Genomic DNA, 20,291 nt, shown 5'->3' with positions numbered 1-20,291 from the left:
AGGTCTGTCCCACGGCTGGGATCTGTCGCACGGCTGGGATCTGTCGCACGGCTGGGATCCGCCGCGTGGCTGGGATCCGCCGCGTGGCGGCGGTCCGCTCGCAGCGGTGCGCAGCGCATACGATGGCTGCGGTATGGAGCGCGATCCGGGCCGCTCGGACGGCCCCACTCTTCTGAATCCGGTGCCGGCGGGCGAGTCGCTCGTCGTCGCCGTGCTGGGCCGGATCGCGCTGCGCCGCGAGACCGAGCTGGTGGCGGTTCCGGGTGCCCGGGCCCGCTCATTGCTGGTGGCGCTGGCGTTGCGGCCGGGTCGTAGCCGCACGGCGGCGGCCCTCATCGAGGAGGTCTGGGGCGAGGAACCGCCGCGGGCGCCGATGAACGCGCTGCATACGCAGGTCTCCCGGCTGCGCGCCGCGCTGCCGGACGGGGTGCTGGAGGCCGGGCCGGGTGGTTACCGGCTGGCGTTGCGCCCCGGCCAGGTGGATCTGACCGCGGTGGCGGAACTGATACGGCAGGCGCGTGCGTCGCTCCAGCGGGGCGATCCGGCGGCCGCGCAGGCGGCCGTACTGCGGGCGCGGGCGCTGTGGTCCGGTGAACCGGGCGCCGATATGCCCGCCGGCCCATTGGCCGACGAACTCGCCGGGGTGGCCGCCGATCACGCCGAGGCGCTCGACGATATCGATCTGGCGGCCCGGGAGGCGCTCGGCGATCTCGACGGAGCGGTAGCTCTGGGCCGCGCCCGGATGCGGGCCCGGCCGGTGGACGAGACCACCGCCCGCACCCTCATGCGACTGCTCGCCACCGCCGGGCGCGGTAACGAGGCGCTCGACGTTTTCGCGACCCTGCGTGCGGCTCTCGCCGCCGAACTCGGCACCGATCCGGGTCCCGCCGTCACCGAACTGAACACAGCCATCCTGCGCGGCCGCTTCACGGCGGGGGGTCCGCCGACCCCCGGCCGGGCGCCGGCGGACCCGCCCGTCACCGCGGCGGTGGGGGTGCGGGCGGCGCCCAATGCGCTGCTGGGGCGTGCGGACGATCTGGCCGAACTGTCGCGGCTGCTGCGGGTATCGCGGGTCGTCACGGTGCTGGGCCCGGGTGGCGCCGGAAAGACGAGGCTGGCCAACGAGATCGGGACGCGGATCGCGGCGGAACTACCGGTCGTGCTGGTGGAGCTGGCCTCTGTGCGCCCAGAGGGTGCCGGGTCCGGAGGGCGCCCGGAGGGTGTGGGGTCCGGAGGTGTCCTGGAGATCGAGACCGCCATAGCCACGGCGATGGGGCTCGGTGAGGCCGGTCGCGAACGCGGACTGCCGCCCTCGCGACCCCGGCCGGATACCGCCCGGCGGCTGCGGGACGCACTGTCCGCCCGCCCGATGCTGCTGGTGCTGGACAACTGTGAGCATCTGATCGACGCGGCCGCGGACGCGGTGGCGGACCTGGTGGGCAGCTGTCCGCAGTTGACCGTGCTCACCACGAGCCGTGGCCCGCTGGCCATCACCGCCGAGACCGTCTACCCGCTGGCCCCGCTGGCCATCGACCCCGCCGGGTCCCCCGCCACCGATCTCTTCACCGCCCGGGCTCGTGCGGTGCGGCCCTCGGTGCGGCTGGATATGGATGTCGTCGCCCGGCTGTGCCACAAGCTGGACGGCCTGCCGCTGGCGATCGAGCTGGCGGCGGTCCGGGCCCGGACGATGAGCGTGGAGGATATCGAACGGCGTCTCGATCAGCGATTCGCGCTGTTGCGCACGGGAGATCGCACCTCACCCGAACGGCACCGCACCCTGCACGCGGTGATCGAGTGGAGCTGGAATCTGCTCGAACCGGCGCAGCGGGTCACCCTGCGCCGGATGTGCCGGTTCCCCGCGGGTTTCACCTTGGCGGCGGCCGAATCGGTGGCGGGGGGTGCGGAGGTGGGCGATATCTCGGTTGCCGTGGACGGGTTGGTGGCGCAATCGCTGCTCACGGTTGTCGAAGAAGAGACCGAGGGCAGCGACCCGCGGTCGCAGGTCCGCTACCGGATGCTGGAAACGGTACGGGAATTCGGCGAGCAACAGCTCACCGCTGCCGACGACGCCGGATCGGAAACCGCTCTCGTGGAAGCGCGGATGGCCCGCTGGGCCTGCGAATTCGCGGTGGCGGTCGCCGATGATGTGCGCCGCGGCGACCAGCTGGAACCGGCGCTGCGGATGGCGGTCGAGCTGGACAATCTGGTGGCCGTGCTGCGGCGGGCCCTGGCGGTCGAGGATCGTGACACCGTGTACACGGTGTTTCCGGTGGTGGCCATGCGCTGGGTGGTCCACGGCGCGCATCTGGAATTCATGAGCTGGATTCCCCGGCTGTCCGCGGTCGCGCCACCGGCCCGGCCGTACGGGGTGTACGCCGAACTGGAGTTACTCGGCCATGCGCTGACCGCGCTGCATATGGCGTTCATGAACCGGGATCTGCGGGAACTGGCGCGAACCAGGCACCGGGTGCGTACGCTGCTGCGCACCGATACCGGGATGAGTGAGGCTTTCCGGTTCCAAGGGCGACTGCTGACCTGTCCGGCCGGTGGCATCCGATTGGCGCGGCTGCTGGCCCGCGGTGTGCGTTCGGCCGATACCGCGACCCGTGCGATCGCTCTGGTGGCCCGCGCGAACATCTGGGAGAACATGGGCCGCATCCACGGTTCGCGGCGCGACGGTCTGGCGGCGACCGCGCTCTACGGCGAATCGGAGGTCTGGAGCCGCGGGATGGTCGCGCAGCATCTGGGCTCCCTGGCCGGGCAGACCGGGCACTATCGCGAATCGGTGGCGCACTACGAGAACGCGGCCGCGTTGCTTCGCCGTATCCACGCCTACGAGGAAAGTCTGGAAGTCCATTCGTATCTGGCGATTTCGCTGGCGGGTATGGGGGAGACGGCGGCGGCGCGCCGGGAAATCGGCACGGCGCTGGGGCTTTCCGGTTCGGGCGCGCGGGGGCCGGAGCTGATCGACGACCCCGGTATCCGCTTCAACCACCGGTTGGCGATGATCGCGGCGGGGCTGGCCGAAATCGAGCTCGCCGAAGGCGATACCGACGCCGGGCTGGGGCATTTCCGGCGTGCCCTGCAATTGATGGGCTGGCCGTTTCGCGAAGCCGCACCCGGGCCGGGGACATTGCTGATGTGTTCGGCGAACCTGGCCGCGCATGTGCTGGCCGGCCGGGTGGAGCTGGTCGCCGATGTGGTACCCGCTGTCACGGCCTTCACGGCGACCCCGTTGGAGCAGGTACCGGATCTGCCGCGACTCGGCACGGTCGCCTGCGCGCTGGGTTCGGCACTGCTGGCACTGGACGAGCGGGACAGCCGCGGAGCGCAACTGCTCGCGCTTGCGCCCACGGTCGTGCCCCGGCAGGACTTTCCGGTGATGCGGTGGAAACGCCATCACGACCTGTGGCGGCCGCGCCTGGGATCGGCGTGGCCGGCGGTCGGACAGCTGACCCGCGGTACCGCCGGTGCGCGGATCGTGGAACTGCTGGGCGAGGTGGCCGCGCGGGGGCCCGCGGCCCCGGCGGGCTCGGCCGGGGGAGTGTGAACAACGGTCCGGCGAGCCCGCCGCGCGCTCAGGCCCGGCGCATATAGGCGCGGACGGTCAGCGGTGCGAAGACGGCGATGATCACCGCCGCGCCCACCAGCGACCACACCACATGCATGCCGACGTGCCCGTTGTTCATCAGGTCCCGGCAGGCCCACACCAGATGTGAGACCGGATTGATGTCGATGAACGCCTGCAGCCAGCCCGGCATGGTCTCCTTCGGGACGAAGGCCGGTGAGGCGAAGGTCAGCGGGAACATGACCATCATCGAATAGCCCTGTACCGCGGCGGCCTTGTTGGCGATCACACCGAAGAAGGCCCAGATCCAGCTGGTGGCGAACGAGCAGACCACGACCAGCAGGATCGCCGCGACGACACCGGCCGGATCGGGACGGAAGCCCATGATCAGGCCCATCACCAGGGTGAGGATCGAGGCGATCCCGTAGCGCACCATATCGGCGGTGAGCGCGCCGGACAGCGCCGAGATCCGGGCTATGGGCAGGGATTTGAAGCGGTCGAAAACACCCTTCTCCATATCTTCCTTGAGTTGCACACCGGTGACGACCGAGGTCATCACCACCGTCTGCACCAGGATGCCCGGGATGATCACCGGCAGATAGCTGTGCACATCTCCGGAGATCGCGCCGCCGAAGATGTAGGTGAACATGAGGGTGAAGATCACCGGCTGGATCACCACGTCGAACAGCTGCTCGGGATTGTGCTTGATCTTGAGCAGGCCGCGGTAGGCCATGGTCAGGGTGTTCTCGACGGTCCGGCGGAGGCCGATGCGGTCCGCCTGCCGGGGGATCGCCCCGGCCGCGGGCGGCGCGGGGGCGGTGAGGGTCGTGGTCATGCTGCGGTCCGTTCGGGGTCGGTATCGGTATCGGCCGGGTGGCCGGTGAGGGTGAGGAACACTTCGTCGAGGCTGGGCCGGCTCACACTGATCTCCTCGACGGCGATATCGCGTTCGCGCAGTCCGATCAGCAGGTCGGTGGTGTCGCCCGCGTCGGGCAGGGCGGCGGTGAGCCGGCCGGCCTCCGGGGTCGCCTGTGGTTCGGTGCCGAGCACCTCGGCCAGTACCCGGCGGGCGAGGTCGAGCTGGGAGCGGTCGGCCAGGGTCAGATGCAGGGAGGAACCGCCGATCGAGGATTTGAGCTCGTCGGCGGTGCCGTCGGCGATCACCCGCCCGCGGTCGATCACCGCGATCCGGTCCGCCAGCTGATCGGCTTCGTCCAGGTACTGCGTGGTGAGCAGCACCGTGGTGCCGTCCCGCACCAGGCCGCGGATGGTTTCCCACATCTGGGCCCGGGTGCGGGGGTCGAGGCCGGTGGTGGGCTCGTCCAGGAACAGCAGGGGCGGGGTCGCGATGAGCCCGGCCGCGAGGTCCAGGCGACGGCGCATACCGCCGGAGAAGTTCTTCAGCGGCTTGTCGGCGGCATCGGTGAGGGCGAATTCCTCCAGCAGGTCCGCGGTCCGGCGCCGGGACGCGGACCTGCTCAGCCCGAGCAGCCGGGAGAAGACCATCAGGTTCTCGGTGGCGGTCAGGTCTTCGTCCACCGAGGCGTACTGCCCGGTCACACCGATGAGGGAGCGGACAGTGGAGGGTTCCCGGACGACATCGTGTCCGAAGACCCGTGCGCTGCCGCCGTCAGGGCGCAACAGAGTGGCCAGCATCCGGATGGTGGTGGTCTTTCCGGCACCGTTGGGTCCGAGGACGCCGTAGACCGTGCCGGTCGGCACGGCCAGGCTCACTCCGTCGACGGCCCGCTGGGTGCCGAATACCTTGACCAGGTCGGTCGCCTCGATGGCGAGGCCGGCCGCTGATACGTGATTCGTCATGGGATTCACGGTCCCCTTCCGGTCTTGCATCGCTCTTGCACGGCGATTGCGCGCGCTGTCGTCAATTTTTGTTGACATTCCGCAGGGTGTCAATCAAAATTGACGCATGACGGAAGCGACGACACTGGCCGCGGCGGCGGGTAGCCCCGACCCCGCGGTCGGATTACGGGCTGTCCTGGCGTTGCGCAGACTGCTCGAGCGGCTGGAGGCGATCCAGGTGGCCAACGCCCGGAACCAGGGCTGGTCCTGGCAGGCCATCGCGGACGCGCTGGAGGTCAGCAAGCAGGCGGTCCATCAGAAATACAACCGGAAAGACAGGGGTCGGTAGATGTTCGAGAGATTCGCCAAGAGTGCCCGCTCGGCAGTGGTCGCGGCGCAGGAACAGGCACGCGCCCTGCGCTCACCGGAGATCCGGGTCGAACATCTGCTTCTGGGTTTGCTCGAATCGGGTGAGCCCCGGCTCCTGGCGCTACTGGAAGAGAACGGGGTGACCGGATCCGGGGCGTTGGACGAGCTCACGGAGGAGGTGAGCGGGTGGCCGCTCGGACCGGAGGACGCCGAGGCGCTGCGATCCATCGGTATCGACCTGGACGCCGTCCGTGAAAGCCTGGAGGCGAATTTCGGCGCCGACGCTCTCGACCGCGCGCGGCCGGCGCGGGAGTCCGAGGAGCACCGCGGCGGGTTGTTCGGTCATATCCCGTTCGAATCCGGCGCCAAGAAGGTCATCGAACTCGCGCTGCGGGAGGCGCTGGCCCGCAAGGACAAGACGATCGGAACAGGTCATATCCTGCTCGCGATCCTCCGCTCGCCCAATGCCGTCACCACCGAGATCCTCGGCGGCGCCGACCGGCTCGGTGGGCTGCGCCAACAGGTTCACCTGCTGCTGGACCAGGCGGCCTGAGCGGCCCGCGCATCGCGGGTGGGCCCAGGGTGCCGGGACCCGCCGCGGTGGCGCGGACGTTGTGCGGAGGTGCGAATTACCGGTGGATCCGCCGCGACCGCGCGCGGTGTGCTTAGCATGAGTCATGCAGCTTCTGCTCCGGTTGATCGGCACCGCATTCGCCATCTGGCTGGCCGCACTATGGGTCGGCGGCATCGAGATATTCTCCCCACCGGATCAGGGCAACGGTGCCAAAATCGTTGTCCTGCTCGCGGTCGCGGCGGTGTTCACCGTGGTGAACGCCTTCGTCAAACCGATCGTGCAGCTCCTGTCGCTGCCGCTGGTGATCGTGACCCTGGGCCTGTTCCTGCTGGTCATCAACGCGCTGATGCTGTGGCTCACCGCCTGGATCACCGAGGCCACCGATTACGGCCTGCGGATCGAGGGTTTCTGGGCGGCATTGCTCGGCGCGATCATCATCACGATCGTGAACTGGGCCCTGGGGATCATCCTTCCCGACAAGGACTGACCCCGAGCGGGCCCCGCGCAGGCCGGACCTATCCGGCCTGCCCGGCGGATGTCAGGTGCCGAGCCAGAGGGCGACAGCACTGAGCGCGGACCAGGCCAGCAGGGCCAGCCCCGAATCCCGTAGCGCGGGGATCAGCTCCAGACCGGAGCGGTCCGCGCGGACCGGGGCGTTCGCGCGGACCGCCAGCGGTACGGCCAGCAGGCCGGCCAACGCCCACGGGGTGCGCGCGAGCAGTACCAGGGTCATTCCGAACGGGACGGCCATCAGCACCAGATGCAGCGTGCGGGTCCGGGTATCGCCCAGTTTCACCGCCAGCGTCGTCTTGCCCGTTTCGGTATCGGTGGGGATATCGCGCAGATTGTTGGCAACCAGCACCCCGCTGGAGAACGATCCCACCCCGACCGCGAGGGCGGCCCCCGCCCAGTCGATCCGGCCGGCCTGCACGAACTGGGTGCCGAGCACCGCCACCAGACCGAAGAACACGAAAACGGCGACCTCGCCGAATCCGCTGTAACCGTAGGGTTTGCTACCGCCTGTGTAGAACCAGGCGCCCGCCAGGCAGACCGCGCCGACCAGCACCAGCCACCACGCGGACAGCGCGGCCAGGATCAGGCCGAGGATCGCGCCGACCGCCAGACAGGCCACCGCCGCCGCGCGCACCGCGGCGGGAGTGGCCAGCCCCGAGCCGACCAGCCGCAGCGGGCCCACCCGGTCGTCGTCGGTGCCGCGGATGCCATCCGAGTAATCGTTGGCGAAGTTGACTCCGATGATGAGCGCCATCGACACACCGAGCGCCAGCAGCGCCCGCCACCACACCGCACCGTCGATCGCGGCGGCGGCGCCGGTACCGGCCAGGACGGGGGCGATAGCGTTCGGCAGAGTACGGGGCCGGGCGCCCTCGAGCCATTGTGCTGCGGTAGCCATCACCGCAGCCTAGCCGCAGCGGTGATGGCCGTCCGGGCTCGTGACGGCGGGACCGGTCACTTGCCCGAACGGGCCGGTGCGGGCATCCTCGACAACGTTGGACTGATCTTCCTCTCGATGGGTAGCCGCCTGTCGAGGCGTAATCGGAGGAGAGGAGCCACAATGGCCCAGCGCAAGCCGCCCCGCACGACCGGACCCGGCGCTTTCGAGGAGGTGCCCGAGGCCGATCGCGCCGAACAGGCCGCGCCGGCATATCCCGACGATGCCCCCTACACCGATATCGACCCCCGTTCGGTACCGGACGACCAGGCCGTCCCCGACGAAGCGATTCCCGTGTTGGGCGATCGCGACACCTTGGAGGCCGATCCCGTCGATCTGGCCGAACAGGCCATCCCAGTTCCGCTGGGTGACGACTACGACGGCGCCTACACCGACGATGAACCCTGACCGCCGGCTCGGCAGGTCAGGAAGCCGAGCCGGCGAGCAGCGTTTTGCGTAGTTCGGCGCGGTCGGGTTTACCCGGGCCGAGCAGCGGGATCTCATCGACGAGCGTGAGATCGCGCGGTGCGGCGACCGCGTCGAGTTCGGCCAGCACATGGTCGCGCAGAGCGTCCAGGGTCGGCGGCGTAGCTCCCGGTGCCGGCACCACCGCCACCGCGACCCGCTGACCCAGCCGCTCGTCGGGCAGACCCAGCACTACGCATTCCGCTACCGCCGGATGCGTCGCCAGTACCGCCTCCACCACCTGCGGGATCACCAGCAGCCCGCCGGTGCTGATGGCTTCGTCCAGCCGGCCCCGCACGCGCAGCACACCGTCGTGGAACTCACCGGCGTCGTCGGTGCGGAACCAGCCCGGTTCGGCGAACGCCGGATGCTCGGGCATATTGCGATAGCCGGCGGCGATCATCGAGCCGCCGATCACTATGCGGCCGTTGTCTATCCTGATCTTCGCGCCGGTCAGCGGAACGCCGTCGTAGACGCAGCCCCCACAGGTCTCGCTCATCCCGTAGGTGCGCACGACGTTGATCCCGGCATCGCGGGCCTGCTCGTACACCGGTACCGGGGTGGCGGCGCCGCCGATCAGCACCGCATCCAGGTCCGCGAGCGCCGCGGTCGCGGCCGGCGCCTCGAGGACCTTGATGAGCTGGGTGGGTACCAGCGAGGTGTAGCGGCGTTCGCCGCGCATACCCGCGATGGCTCCCGTCAGCGCTTCGGGCAGGAAACCGCCGGAGACATCGACCACGGTGGGTTCGGTACCGGCCAGCAGCGAGCGCAACAGCACCTGGAGACCGGCGATATGGTGGGTCGGCAGGGCCAGCAGCCAGCTGCCCGGGCCGCCGAGCCGTTCATGGGTCGCGTCGCCGCTGGCCCGGAGGGCGGACGCCGTGAGCATGGCGCCCTTCGGCACCCCGGTCGTCCCGGAGGTGGTGACGACCAGCGCGATATCGTCGTCGATCGGTTCTCCCGGAGCGAGTGCGTCGCCGAGCCGCCGGGCCTCACGACGATCACTGGTCGGTACCGGCAGCCAGGCCGCCGACCCGCTGCCGTCCAGCACCTGACGCAGATGCGGTAGGACGTCGCTGACACCGCTGCCGGTGGGAATGGGCAGAGTACGCAAGGTTTTGCTCACGGCCGCGCCTTGTCCCCGGGTCGCCGGAAGGCCGTGCTTCGCTCGTCGTGCTCGCTCACGGCAGCGATGGTGTCATGACCGCGCGTACACGGCAGGCATGGGTCCGTGCTGCCGGGACAGGGCGCCGGCGCCGGATGATGGGATTGGGCTGGGCCAGGCATGGGACTGCGATTCACTCGACGGATGGTACGAAGGGGTCGCACCGGGCGTCGGTGATCGGGCGGCCATCCGATCGTATCGTCGCCCGGCGGGCCGGGGGTTGGCAACCCGGCAGAAAACCCGGTCGCACCCGCATCAGCGGGTATCGCGCCGCAGCGGATGCTGCTCCGGCACCTGTACCAGCACAATCGGCACCCCGTCCGGGTCTTTCAGCCACATCTCCATCAGACCCCACGGTTCGGTAACGGGCGCCCGGTCGATCACCACCCCCGCCAACGCCAGCTCCACCGCCACGGCGCTCACATCACGCACCTGCAACCAGATCGCACCCGCGAACCCCCGCGGAGAATCCGCCGACCCGCCGTGCCCGGCCACCTCGATCAAAGATTGCCCCGCGAAGAATACCGTGCCACCCGCATACTCCCGGGAAATCGCCAGCCCCAGGGCGTCCCGGTAGAAGGCCAGCGTCGTCTCGTAGTCCCGAGGCCGCAAAATGATCCGGCTACTGAGAATATCCATCGAGACCAGTCTATTTGGCCACCCCATGAAGTCGACCCCTCCCCGCCACCGAGTCCCTCCCCGGCACCCGGGAACGACCCACTCCCGCCCCTCGGTGCCGAGTTCAGCGAGGCCCTGAAAGGGTTCGGCCCGCGTCTGCTGTCAGCCCTCGAAGCGCACGTGGCGAAGCCACAAGTCTCGAGGGCTGACAGCAGACGCCAAGAGGGCCGAACCCCGCGCGCGCCAGCGCGCCAAAAACACAGCCGCGCCAATTTACACTGCAGACGTGGCCCGATGGCTGTTGCATGTCGACCTCGATCAGTTCCAGGCGGCGGTGGAGTTCCGGCGCCATCCCGAACTGCGCGGCCTGCCCGTGATCGTGGGCGGGAACGGGGATCCCGAGGAGCCCCGCAAAGTGGTGACCTGTGCCTCCTACCCGGCCCGTGCGTACGGGATCCGGGCGGGTATGCCGTTGCGTTCGGCGGCCCGCAAATGTCCCGACGCGGTGTTCCTGCCCTTGGACGTGCCCAGCTACGACGAGGCCTCCGACGAGGTCATGGCGGTGTTGCGGACCTTTACCGATCAGGTGGAGGTCTGGGGCTGGGACGAGGCGTTCGTCGCGGTCGATACCCAGGATCCGCCCGCTTCCGGCGAACCCGAGCGGACCGCCCGCGCGATTCGCGCTGCCATCGCCGAATTGGGCCTGACCTGCGCTATCGGTATCGGCGACAATAAGCTCACCGCCAAGTTGGCGACCGGATTCGCCAAATCCGTGGGGAAGTCGCCCGATACCCCGGCCGATCATCCGGGTTCGCGGGAGGGCATGTTCCGGCTCACGGCCGCGAACTGGTCGGAGGTGATGGCGCACCGGCCCACCAGCGCACTCTGGGGTATCGGGAACCGGATCGCCGCGCGGCTGTCCGAGCTGGATATTCATACGATCGGTGATCTGATGACGGCCGACCGGGCGCGGCTGGCCGCCGAGTTCGGCCCGACCAACGGACCGTATCTGTGGGTGCTGGGCCGCGGCGCGGGCGATACCGAGGTGGTGACCCGGCCGCCTCCGCCGGTAGGGCGTAGTAAATCGGAGACCTTTCCCCGCGACCTCACCGACCCCGTCGAGATCCGCGCCCAGGTCGCGCGGCTGGCGGCGGAGGTCGCCGAGGAGATCGCGGCGGCGGGCCGGATCGCGGTCCGGGTGGCGGTCACCGTGCGTACCAGCACGTTCTACACCCGTAGCAAACAGTCGAAGCTGGCCGAACCGACCACCGACGTGGCCACTGTCAGCGCGGCCGCGCTGCGCGTACTGGACCGGTTCCCGCTCGATCGGCCCGTGCGCCTGCTCGGGGTCCGCCTCGAACTGGCGCCCGTGGACGAGTCGCGCGACACCGGCCCTTGACCTAAATATTGGTTCAGCTTTTAGTGTCGGTGCTCTGGAGTTGGATCGACTCCGGAGCGGAAGGACACGTCCAATGAGCATGGAATCGGTCGCCTGGGACCAGATGTACCGGCGAATGAACGATCCCGGGGAGGAACGAGCGTTCAGCCTCGCCACGGCCCGGCGCATCCTCGGGTTCGCCCGGCCACATCGGCGCCGGATGAGCGCGTTCCTGGTATTCAGCGTGGTGGCGGCGGTTCTGGCGGTCGCCACGCCGCTGCTCGCGGGCCGGGTGGTCGACGATATCGTCAGCGGCTCCGCGCCGCGCACGGTGATCCTGCTGGCGGTGGGAATCGCCGTTCTCGCCGTTCTCGACGCCGGCCTGGGCCTGGTGATCCGCTGGCTGTCCTCCCGTATCGGTGAAGGTCTGATCCTGGACCTGCGCACTGCCGTGTTCGATCACGTGCAGCGGATGCCGATCGCGTTCTTCACCCGCACCCGCACCGGTGCGCTGGTCAGCCGCCTGAACAACGACGTGATCGGTGCCCAGCGCGCGTTCAGCGACACCCTCTCGGGTGTGGTGGCCAACCTGGTGACGGTGGTACTCACCCTGGTGGTGATGCTGCGACTGTCCTGGCAGATAACCGTGCTGGCGCTGCTCCTGCTACCGGCCTTCGTGATTCCGGCCCGGCGGATGGGCAACCGGCTCGCCCAGATCCAGCGTGAGGCCGCGGGCCTGAACGCGTCGATGAGTACGCAGATGACCGAACGCTTCTCCGCCCCCGGCGCGACGCTGGTCAAACTCTTCGGGCGGCCCCAGCAGGAATCCACCGAGTTCGCGCTGCGCGCCGAGCGGGTTCGCGATATCGGGGTGCGCACCGCGATGGTGCAGACCGTATTCGTCACCGCGTTGACTCTGGTCTCCGCGCTGGCGGTGGCTCTGGTCTACGGGCTGGGCGGATGGTACGCGCTGCGCGGTCAATTGGACGCCGGTGCGGTGGTGGCGTTGTCACTGCTGCTGACCAGGCTGTACTCACCGCTGACGGCGCTGGCCAGCGCCCGGATGGAAATCATGTCCGCCCTGGTGAGTTTCGAGCGGGTCTTCGAAGTGCTCGATCTGGAGCCGCTGATCACAGACTCCCCCACCGCGCGGCCGGTACCCGCCGGACCGGTCGCGGTGGAATTCGACGAGGTCCGGTTCGGATATCCGTCCGCGGAGAAGGTTTCGCTGGCCTCGCTGGAGGAAGTGGCGACCCTGGACGCCCGCGGCGGCGAGGAGGTTCTGCACGGCGTCACGCTGCGGGCAGAGCCCGGGCAGCTGATCGCACTGGTCGGCTCCTCGGGAGCCGGGAAATCGACCATCGCGCAACTGGTCTCGCGACTCTACGATGTCGATTCCGGCGCCGTCCGGCTCAACGGCGCCGATGTGCGCGAACTGACCACCCGTTCCATCCAGGACACGGTCGGGCTCGTCACCCAGGACGGGCATCTGTTCCACGACACCATCCGGGCGAACCTGCTGCTGGCCGACCCGGGGTCCACCGAGGAACAACTGTGGGACGCGCTGAACCGGGCCCGGCTCCGCGATCTGGTGGCCGCGCTGCCGGACGGACTGGATACGGTGGTCGGCGAACGTGGATACCGGCTCTCCGGCGGTGAACGGCAGCGGCTCACCATCGCCCGGCTGCTGCTGAAACAGCCGCGCGTGGTGGTCCTGGACGAGGCAACCGCCTCACTCGATTCCACCTCCGAGGCCGCGGTGCAGGCGGCGCTGACCGAAGCCTTACAGGGGCGGACGGCCCTGGTGATCGCGCATCGGCTCTCCACCATCCGCGCGGCCGACCAGATCCTGGTGGTGGAAGCGGGCCGGATCGTCGAGCAAGGATCGCATACCGAACTGCTCACCGCGGACGGTCGCTACGCCGAGCTGTACCGGACCCAGTTCGCCGACGAACCGGCGAAGGTCGTGGCCTGAGCCCGGCCCCGCCTCACCCGACGGTGACCGACCGGGAATGCCATCCGGTGGCGCCGTCGGGGGCGGGGCTCGCCCGCTGATCGGTCTGCGTGCTTCCCCGCCCGTCGGTGGCCCGGACCCGCAGGGTGTGGGTACCGGGCGGGGCATCCCAGCGCCACGTCCACTGCCGCCAGGTGTCGAGCGAGTACTCCGGCGCCAGCACGGCCGGCTGCCACGGACCGTCGTCGACCTGCACCTCGACCGCCGCGATACCGCGCTGCTGCGCCCAGGCCACCCCCGCCACGACGGTAGGCCCGGGCGCGAGGTCGCCGAAGGCGGCGGGGACATCGATCCGGGACGCGGTTTTGATGGGGCCGCGGGCCGACCAGCCGCGCTGGGTCCAGTAGGCCTCGGCCATATCGAATCTGGTGACCTCGAGATCGACCACCCATTTGGTGGCGCTGACGTATCCGTAGAGGCCGGGCACCACCATCCGAGCCGGATAGCCGTGCTCGACCGGCAGCGGCCGGCCGTTCATCCCTACCGCCAGCAGTGCGTCGCGGCCATCTGTCAGAGCGGCCACGGGGGTCCCGGCGGTGAAACCGTCGGCGCTGGTGGACAGCACCATATCCGCGTCGGGCCGCACCCCGGCCGCGGCGAGCAACTCCGCCAGCGGATAGCCGATCCAGCGCGCGTTGCCGATCAGATCGCCGCCGACCTCGTTGGAAACGCAGGTGAGCGTGACCACCTTCTCCACCGCGGGCCGCCGGCGGAGATCGTCCATACTCAGCACGATTTCGCGCTCGACCATGCCGTGAATACGCAGCCGCCAGTCCGCGCTGGTCACCGCCGGAACGCGGAGCGCGGTATCGATGCGGTAGAAGGTGTCGTTGGGTGTGACGAACGTGGTGAGACCGCGCACCGGCGGATCGGTTCCCGGCGGTACGGCCGCCGCGGGGACGCGCGGCCGGGGCAGGACGAACTGTTCCAGATCGGCCGCGACCGCGCGCATCCGCTCCCCGACCCAGCGCCCGGCGACCGCGCTTCCGGCCGCGACCGCGGCGGCACCGGCGGCGAGAGCCAGGAATCGGCGGCGGGACGGATCGGCGGCCGTACCCGTGATCGGTTCGGCCCGCGGGGCGCGCCCCGGCGCCCTGGCGATCAGGAGTCGCAGGGTACAGACACCGGCCGCGATCCCGAGCAGGATCGGAAGGGCGGAGACCGGAGTCGCGTTGGGGCGCAGCAGCACTACGACGCAGACGACCAGGCCGAGCGCCGCCAGCAGGAGACTGCCGTACGGGCCCCGCCGTTCGAGCAGTCCGGCGACGACGGCCAGGATCGCCATCACCACCGCCATGCACAGGAAGAGCACCGGTTTGTCCCGGGTCCCGAACTGGTCGATGGCGAACTCGCGCAGCGCGGCCGGGGTGTGGTCGACCACGGTGGCGCCGGTCGCCACGAACGGGGAGGCGTCGGGATCGATCAGGCCGGCGAGCAATTCCGCGATCCCGAGCACCATCGCGGCGGCGAGCAGACCGCACAGTCCCGCCGCGACCACGCCGATCCCGCGACCGGCCGGGCTTCGCGGATCGCTGCCCGTGGTTCCGGTGGTGTCCTGCATGAGCGCCCTCATTCCTGCGTCGGGCCGCCGGCCCGCTGCCCCCGGGGGTTCGTACCGACTCCCCATTGCGGATGGTGTCATTCCGGGCACGACCGGGGAAGACTGCCGGACCAGGCGTCACCGAACCGTCAGATATCGCGGGCGGGCGAACACCCGCCGTGACCGAATCGGTGCCGGGTGACGCGGTACGCGTCCGTCCCCGGCACCGATGAGTTGTGAGCCGCCTATCGCGGCCCGGGCGTGGGGCAACTCCGCCGGCCCGGGCGGCGGCAGCTTCCCCAGCCCGGGCGGCGGCAGCTCAGACGGACACCCACCGACGGGGGGCCGGAATGCGCACCCTCTTCGACGCTTTCCTCCCCCGGCCGGGCGGTGAACTCAGCCGAGTGTCACGGCGCCGAGCGGAGCGGTGGTCGGTGCCGGTGACCCGCCATCGGGTTCGAGGGTTACCGCGAGCCGGTCGGAGGTGGCGAACTCGGTGACATAGGGGTCGGCTTCCGCCGGCAGTTCGGGCAGCACACCGGCCGACCGCGGAACCCCGCTCGCATCGATCAGCCACAGCTGGTAGTCGCTGCCGTCCGGCGGCGCGGGTACCGCGTCGAAGGACACCGTGGCCGCGCCCAGCTCGGCGGATGTGTGCACGGTGAGTATTCCGGCACCGATGCCGACGGTGCTGGTCCGGGCATCCGGCCGGTCCCGAACCTGCTGCGCGGAGATGGTTCCGTCCGGACCTTCCTCCGCCCCCTCGAACACCCCGATACCGACGGCGACGCCGACCGCGACCACCACCGCCGCGGCGGCGGCCGCGAACCGTCGCAGAGTTCTGCGCCGCCGGGCCCGGGCCAGTTCGTCGGTACTCTCGGGTTCGGCGGATCCGGATTCGGTATCGACAACGGCATCCGTGTCATCCGGGTCGGCTTCCTCCGGCGACCCCGCAGTCGACGCACCGGTGTGCATGTCCGAGCGTGCTCCGGGCAGCGCGTCGAGTGCCGCGAGGATTCGGGCTTCCACCCTGGCCGGCGGCGGCTGCGCGTCGAGCACCGACAGCGCTCCCATGGCCTCCCGGACCTCGCAGACGGTGTCGTCGAAACGCTGGACGATATCCGGACCGGCGGCACGCAGGCGCTGTTCGATTTCGGCGCCTTCGGCATCCGATACGGCATCGAGGGCATAGGGAACGGCCAGATCCATCAGGTCGCTGCTGTTACCCGGCGAATCGGGCGGTGCGTGGTCAGGCATCGGAGGCAACCCCTGATAGGCAGTTCTGGAGCCGTTTCAGACCATCACGGATACGGCTCTTGATGGTGGGCAATGGTGATTCGAGCTGGTCGGCGACCTCCCGGTAGGTGCGACCGCTGTAGTAGGCGAGGGCGACCGCCTCCCGCTGTGTGGAGGTCAGTACCTCCAGACAGTCCCGGACGGCCGCCTCGTCCAGCCGCTGGTGCACGGTTTCGGAAACGATGTCGTGATCGCGACCCAGATGGGTGTGGCCGTAGACGATTTCGCGTCCGGCGGCCGACTCCTCGGCCCGCACCCGGTCGACCGCGCGGCGGTGGGTGATCATCATCAACCAGCCGATCGCGCTCGACCGGGCCGGGTCGTACCGCGCCGCCGCCGACCAGACCTGCAGGTACACCTCTTGGGTGGCCTCCTCGGCCGCGGTCGGGTTGCGCAGGATCCGCCGCGCGAGCCCGAACACCCGGGGGCTGGTCTCCCGGTAGAAATCGGTGAACGCTTGCCGGTCACCACTTCCGGCGGCCTGCAGGAGTTCGGAGTGACGACGGGCGGTGGCGTGGTCGTCGTGGCCGGCCGGGCGAGCCGCGCATACTTCGGGATTGTCGCTGGTCTCCGGTCCGGCGCCCCGGAGACGGATCGGTCCGGAGCCGGAGTCCTGCCGGTTCGTCATGATCGTGCCCTCCACTGCATGGGAAGGGGTTCGCCGCTCCCGTGCACGGGGATGGGTGCCCACTCCCCGTTGTTGTGCAGGTCACTGTGGCGATCCTGGCGCATCATGGGCTCAGTGTTGTCCACCGGGCAGGCGGGCGGGCACGAATCGCGCTCACGCGGGCGGCATGAGCACCCCGTCGATCATGTAGACGGTGGCGTTCGCGGTCTGCACACCACCGCAGATCACCGATGCGCCCTCGACCTCGAGGTTGTCGCCCGCACCGGTCACGGTCACGGGGGCGCCCTGCACGGTGGTGTGGTCACCGGCGATATCGCCGGGCTCGATCCGGCCGGGCACCACGTGGTAGGTGAGGATATCGGTGAGGGTCGCGGAATCGGTTTTCAGACCTTCGACGGCGGCCGGATCGAGTTTGCCGAACGCGGAATCGACCGGCGCGAAAACCGTGAACTCGCCGCCGTTGAGCGTATCCACCAGATTCACCTGCGGATTGAGCTGGCCGGATACGGCTTGGACCAGGGTTTTCAGCATCGGATTGTTCGACGCGGCCACCGCGACCGGATCCTGGGCCATCCCGCCGACCGAGCCCGCGCCGGAGGGCACCTGCGCGGCGTACTCGGCGCAGCCGGCTCCCACGAGCCCGGCGGCAGGGTCATCCGCGGCCCCGGCGGCGGAGGTCTGCGGGGCGCCGCTCGCGGGGGCGGGCGCGTCGGCGGAACTCTCATCGCTCGAACACCCCGTCGCTCCGAGGAGCGCGGTCGAGGAGATCGCTGCCAGCAGCACCACACGGTGTATGTGCTTCATGAGTTTCCATCACTTTCCGGCCAGGACGACCCGAGCGGCCGCGCTGCGAATATTGCTGGACGGAATTCGGCCGGCCCGGCGGCGCGGATGGGTGCGGGTGCGTATAGCCCGGGAAACCCGCCCACGTGAAAGCGGGCCGCGGAAACCGTTTCCGGTTCACCCGCGGCCCGCCGCTTCGGTGTGGATCAGGCGCTGACGGCCAGCGTCCGGTTATCCAGATCCGCTTCGCGGACCGGTTCGATGGCGTAGGCCAGGATCTCCGCGACATCGCCCACCGGCCGGACATCGAGATCGGCCAGCACATCGGCGGGGACGTCGTCCAGATCCGGTTCGTTACGCGCCGGGATGAACACCGTCTTCAACCCGGCCCGCTGGGCGGCCAGCAGTTTCTGTTTCACCCCGCCGATCGGCAGGACCCGCCCGTTCAGCGTGACCTCACCGGTCATCCCGACATCGGAGCGCACCGGGCGGCCCAGCGCCAGCGAGACCAGCGCGGTGACCATGGTGACACCCGCCGAGGGCCCGTCCTTGGGTACCGCGCCCGCCGGGACGTGGACGTGCAGATTGCGGTCCAGCACAGCGGGTTCGATACCGATCTCATCCAGATGCGATCGCACGTAGGTGAGCGCGATCCGCGCGGATTCCTTCATGACGTCGCCGAGCTGACCGGTCAGTGTCAGGGCGCGTTCGCCTTCCGCGGTGTTGGCCTCGATATAGAGGACGTCACCGCCGAGCCCCGTCACCGCCAGTCCGGTCGCCACTCCGGGCACCGCCGTACGTTCGGCCGAATCCGGGGTGAAGCGCGGCCGGCCGAGGTAGTCCTTCAGGTCCGCGATATCGATGACCAGGCCGTCGGCAACCGGCGCGGCCTCGCCGTCAGCGTCGTGACCCGGATCCGGGGCGGAGCCGAGTTCACCGGCGGACACCTCGGACAACCGAGTCGCGGCTTTGCGCAGCGCCTTCGCGATCAGCCGCTCCATCTGCCGCACACCGGCTTCGCGGGTGTAGTCGGCCGCGATCTCGCGCAGCGCCGCATCGGTGACCCGCACCTCGTCGGCGGTCAGCGCGTTGCGTTCCAGTTGCCGCGGCAGCAGGAAGTCGCGAGCGATGGCGACCTTGTCGTCCTCGGTGTAGCCGTCCACGGTGATCACTTCCATCCGGTCCAGCAGCGGGCCGGGGATGGTGTCCATGACGTTCGCGGTCGCCAGGAACAGCACATCGGAGAGGTCGAGATCCATATCCAGGTAGTGGTCCCGGAAGGTGTGGTTCTGGGCGGGATCGAGGACCTCCAGCAGCGCCGACGCGGGATCGCCGCGGAAATCGGCACCGAGTTTGTCGACCTCGTCCAGCAGCACCACCGGGTTCATCGAACCGGCCTCCTTGACGGCCCGCACGATCCGGCCCGGCATGGCACCCACATAGGTGCGGCGGTGTCCGCGGATCTCGGCCTCGTCGCGGACGCCACCCAGGGCGACCCGTACGAACTCACGGCCCAGCGCCCGCGCGACGGATTCCCCGAGCGAGGTCTTGCCGACCCCGGGCGGCCCGGCCAGCACCAGCACGGCACCGGATCCCCGCCCGCCCACGACATCCAGTCCGCGTTGCGCCCGCCGCGCCCGCACGGCCAGGTACTCGACGATGCGGTCCTTCACCTCGTCCAGTCCGTGATGGTCGGCGTCGAGCACGGCCCGCGCCGCCGCGACATCGGTGGAATCGGTGGTCTTGACCTGCCACGGCAGTTCCAGCACGGTATCGAGCCAGGTGCGGATCCAGCCCGTCTCCGGGCTCTGGTCACTGGACCGCTCCAACCGGCCCACTTCGCGCAGCGCGGCCTCCCGCACGGAATCGGGCAGGTCGGCCTGTTCGACCCGGGTGCGGTAGTCGTCGGCGCCGTCGGGCTCGTCCTCGCCGAGCTCCTTGCGGATGGCGTTGAGCTGCTGGCGCAGCAGGAATTCGCGCTGGCTCTTCTCCATGTTCTCGCGGACCTCGTCACCGATCTTCTCGGTGACCTCGGCCTCGGCGATATGCGCGGTGGTCCATTCGATCAGCCGGTTCAGCCGGACCGTCACATCCGGGGTTTCCAGCAGTTCGCGTTTCTGTTCAGTGGTCAGATAGGCGGCGTAACCGGCCGTATCGGCGATTGCCGAGGGGTCGGTGAGCTGGTTGAACGCGTCCACCATCTGCCACGCCTCGCGACGCTGCAGTACCGAGACGACCAGTTTCTTGTACTCCGCGGCGAGTTCGCGGGTACGGCCGTCGGCGGCGGGAGTGTCGACCGGTTCGGCCTCCACCCACAGCGCGGCACCGGGGCCGGTGACGCCGTGCCCGATCTTCGCGCGCCGTTCCGCCTTCAGCACCGCCGCGGGAGTGCCGCCGCGCATCCGGCCGATCTGTTCGATGGTGGCGATCACACCGTAGGAGGCGTAACCCTCGGTCAGGCGCGGGGCCAGCAGGACGGCTTCGGTCTTCGCGGCCTGTGCGGCGTCGATCGCCGCCTGTGCGGATTCGTCCAGTTCGATCGGTACGACCATGCCGGGCAGCACGATGGGATCGGTCAGGAACAGCACCGGAAGATTCTGGGGTGTAGTCACGAACGCAACCTCCAATACTTGAGCTACTGGG

17 protein-coding genes are annotated in these 20,291 nt (G+C 69.7%); 7 read left to right on the top strand and 10 right to left on the bottom strand.

Annotated elements, in window-relative coordinates; all coding sequences use genetic code 11:
- Positions 1–133 precede the first annotated feature (133 nt).
- Positions 134–3,550 carry a BTAD domain-containing putative transcriptional regulator gene (locus AB0F41_RS18910; RefSeq protein WP_357425434.1) on the top strand — a complete coding sequence of 1,139 codons (3,417 nt, stop codon included), beginning with the start codon at positions 134–136 and terminating at the stop codon, positions 3,548–3,550.
- A 28-nt stretch (positions 3,551–3,578) separates the two neighbouring features.
- On the opposite strand, the gene AB0F41_RS18905 is transcribed toward AB0F41_RS18910, so the two are convergent.
- Positions 3,579–4,403, bottom strand: coding sequence for an ABC transporter permease (locus AB0F41_RS18905; RefSeq protein ID WP_357425432.1), 825 nt, complete (start codon positions 4,401–4,403; stop codon positions 3,579–3,581).
- Positions 4,400–5,389, bottom strand: a complete 990-nt coding sequence (locus AB0F41_RS18900) for an ATP-binding cassette domain-containing protein (protein ID WP_357425430.1) — start codon at positions 5,387–5,389, stop codon at positions 4,400–4,402. Before AB0F41_RS18900 ends, AB0F41_RS18905 begins: the two co-directional genes overlap by 4 nt.
- 106 nt (positions 5,390–5,495) lie before the next feature.
- Between AB0F41_RS18900 and AB0F41_RS18895 the strand changes: the two genes are divergently transcribed.
- The 3 genes from AB0F41_RS18895 to AB0F41_RS18885 all read left to right on the top strand — a co-directional run bounded on the left by AB0F41_RS18895 (position 5,496) and on the right by AB0F41_RS18885 (position 6,798).
- Complete coding sequence (locus tag AB0F41_RS18895; protein WP_357425429.1) at positions 5,496–5,717, top strand: helix-turn-helix domain-containing protein; 222 nt, start codon at positions 5,496–5,498, stop codon at positions 5,715–5,717.
- Positions 5,718–6,290, top strand: a complete 573-nt coding sequence (locus AB0F41_RS18890) for a Clp protease N-terminal domain-containing protein (protein WP_357425427.1) — start codon at positions 5,718–5,720, stop codon at positions 6,288–6,290. It abuts the gene before it with no gap.
- A gap of 124 nt (positions 6,291–6,414) precedes the next feature.
- Positions 6,415–6,798, top strand: coding sequence for a phage holin family protein (locus AB0F41_RS18885; RefSeq protein WP_357425425.1), 384 nt, complete (start codon positions 6,415–6,417; stop codon positions 6,796–6,798).
- Between the two features lie 51 nt (positions 6,799–6,849).
- Here the strand turns inward: AB0F41_RS18885 and AB0F41_RS18880 are convergent, their stop codons facing one another.
- Positions 6,850–7,722, bottom strand: a complete 873-nt coding sequence (locus AB0F41_RS18880; protein WP_357425423.1) for a 1,4-dihydroxy-2-naphthoate polyprenyltransferase — start codon at positions 7,720–7,722, stop codon at positions 6,850–6,852.
- 162 nt (positions 7,723–7,884) lie between these two features.
- On the opposite strand from AB0F41_RS18880, the gene AB0F41_RS18875 reads away from it, so the two are divergent.
- A complete protein-coding gene (locus AB0F41_RS18875; RefSeq protein ID WP_357425421.1) occupies positions 7,885–8,169 on the top strand; it encodes a hypothetical protein in 285 nt (94 codons plus the stop codon).
- 16 nt (positions 8,170–8,185) lie between these two features.
- Here the strand turns inward: AB0F41_RS18875 and menE are convergent, their stop codons facing one another.
- Both menE and AB0F41_RS18865 read right to left on the bottom strand, forming a co-directional pair.
- Positions 8,186–9,352: an o-succinylbenzoate--CoA ligase gene (gene menE / locus AB0F41_RS18870; protein ID WP_357425419.1), complete on the bottom strand. Its 1,167-nt coding sequence runs from the start codon at positions 9,350–9,352 to the stop codon at positions 8,186–8,188.
- Between the two features lie 294 nt (positions 9,353–9,646).
- Positions 9,647–10,030 (bottom strand): VOC family protein, encoded by a 384-nt coding sequence (locus AB0F41_RS18865; protein ID WP_357425417.1) that lies wholly within the window; start codon positions 10,028–10,030, stop codon positions 9,647–9,649.
- 265 nt (positions 10,031–10,295) lie between these two features.
- Here AB0F41_RS18865 and AB0F41_RS18860 point away from each other — a divergent pair, with 265 nt between their 5' ends.
- Both AB0F41_RS18860 and AB0F41_RS18855 read left to right on the top strand, forming a co-directional pair.
- Positions 10,296–11,408 (top strand): DNA polymerase IV, encoded by a 1,113-nt coding sequence (locus AB0F41_RS18860; protein ID WP_357425416.1) that lies wholly within the window; start codon positions 10,296–10,298, stop codon positions 11,406–11,408.
- A gap of 73 nt (positions 11,409–11,481) precedes the next feature.
- Positions 11,482–13,362 carry an ABC transporter ATP-binding protein gene (locus AB0F41_RS18855; RefSeq protein ID WP_357425415.1) on the top strand — a complete coding sequence of 627 codons (1,881 nt, stop codon included), beginning with the start codon at positions 11,482–11,484 and terminating at the stop codon, positions 13,360–13,362.
- 13 nt (positions 13,363–13,375) lie between these two features.
- Here the strand turns inward: AB0F41_RS18855 and AB0F41_RS18850 are convergent, their stop codons facing one another.
- The 5 genes from AB0F41_RS18850 to lon form a co-directional block, all read right to left on the bottom strand.
- Complete coding sequence (locus AB0F41_RS18850) at positions 13,376–14,860, bottom strand: molybdopterin-dependent oxidoreductase (RefSeq protein ID WP_357425472.1); 1,485 nt, start codon at positions 14,858–14,860, stop codon at positions 13,376–13,378.
- 477 nt (positions 14,861–15,337) lie between these two features.
- On the bottom strand, positions 15,338–16,198 hold the full coding sequence (locus tag AB0F41_RS18845; RefSeq protein WP_357425413.1) for an anti-sigma factor: 861 nt from the start codon (positions 16,196–16,198) through the stop codon (positions 15,338–15,340).
- Positions 16,191–16,865: an ECF RNA polymerase sigma factor SigK gene (sigK, locus tag AB0F41_RS18840; protein WP_357425411.1), complete on the bottom strand. Its 675-nt coding sequence runs from the start codon at positions 16,863–16,865 to the stop codon at positions 16,191–16,193. The genes AB0F41_RS18845 and sigK overlap by 8 nt, the downstream gene beginning before the upstream one ends.
- 153 nt (positions 16,866–17,018) lie before the next feature.
- A complete protein-coding gene (locus tag AB0F41_RS18835; protein WP_357425410.1) occupies positions 17,019–17,669 on the bottom strand; it encodes a fasciclin domain-containing protein in 651 nt (216 codons plus the stop codon).
- Between the two features lie 185 nt (positions 17,670–17,854).
- Entirely contained in the window at positions 17,855–20,260 is a 2,406-nt protein-coding gene (lon, locus tag AB0F41_RS18830) for an endopeptidase La (RefSeq protein WP_357425408.1), read from the bottom strand.
- Between the last annotated feature and the right edge of the window lie 31 nt (positions 20,261–20,291).

The sequence above is a fragment of the Nocardia sp. NPDC024068 genome (assembly GCF_040638875.1).
Classification (GTDB): Bacteria; Actinomycetota; Actinomycetes; order Mycobacteriales; family Mycobacteriaceae; genus Nocardia.
Note: the sequence above shows the minus strand (reverse complement) of the source record. Positions and strands in the feature narration are given on the sequence as shown.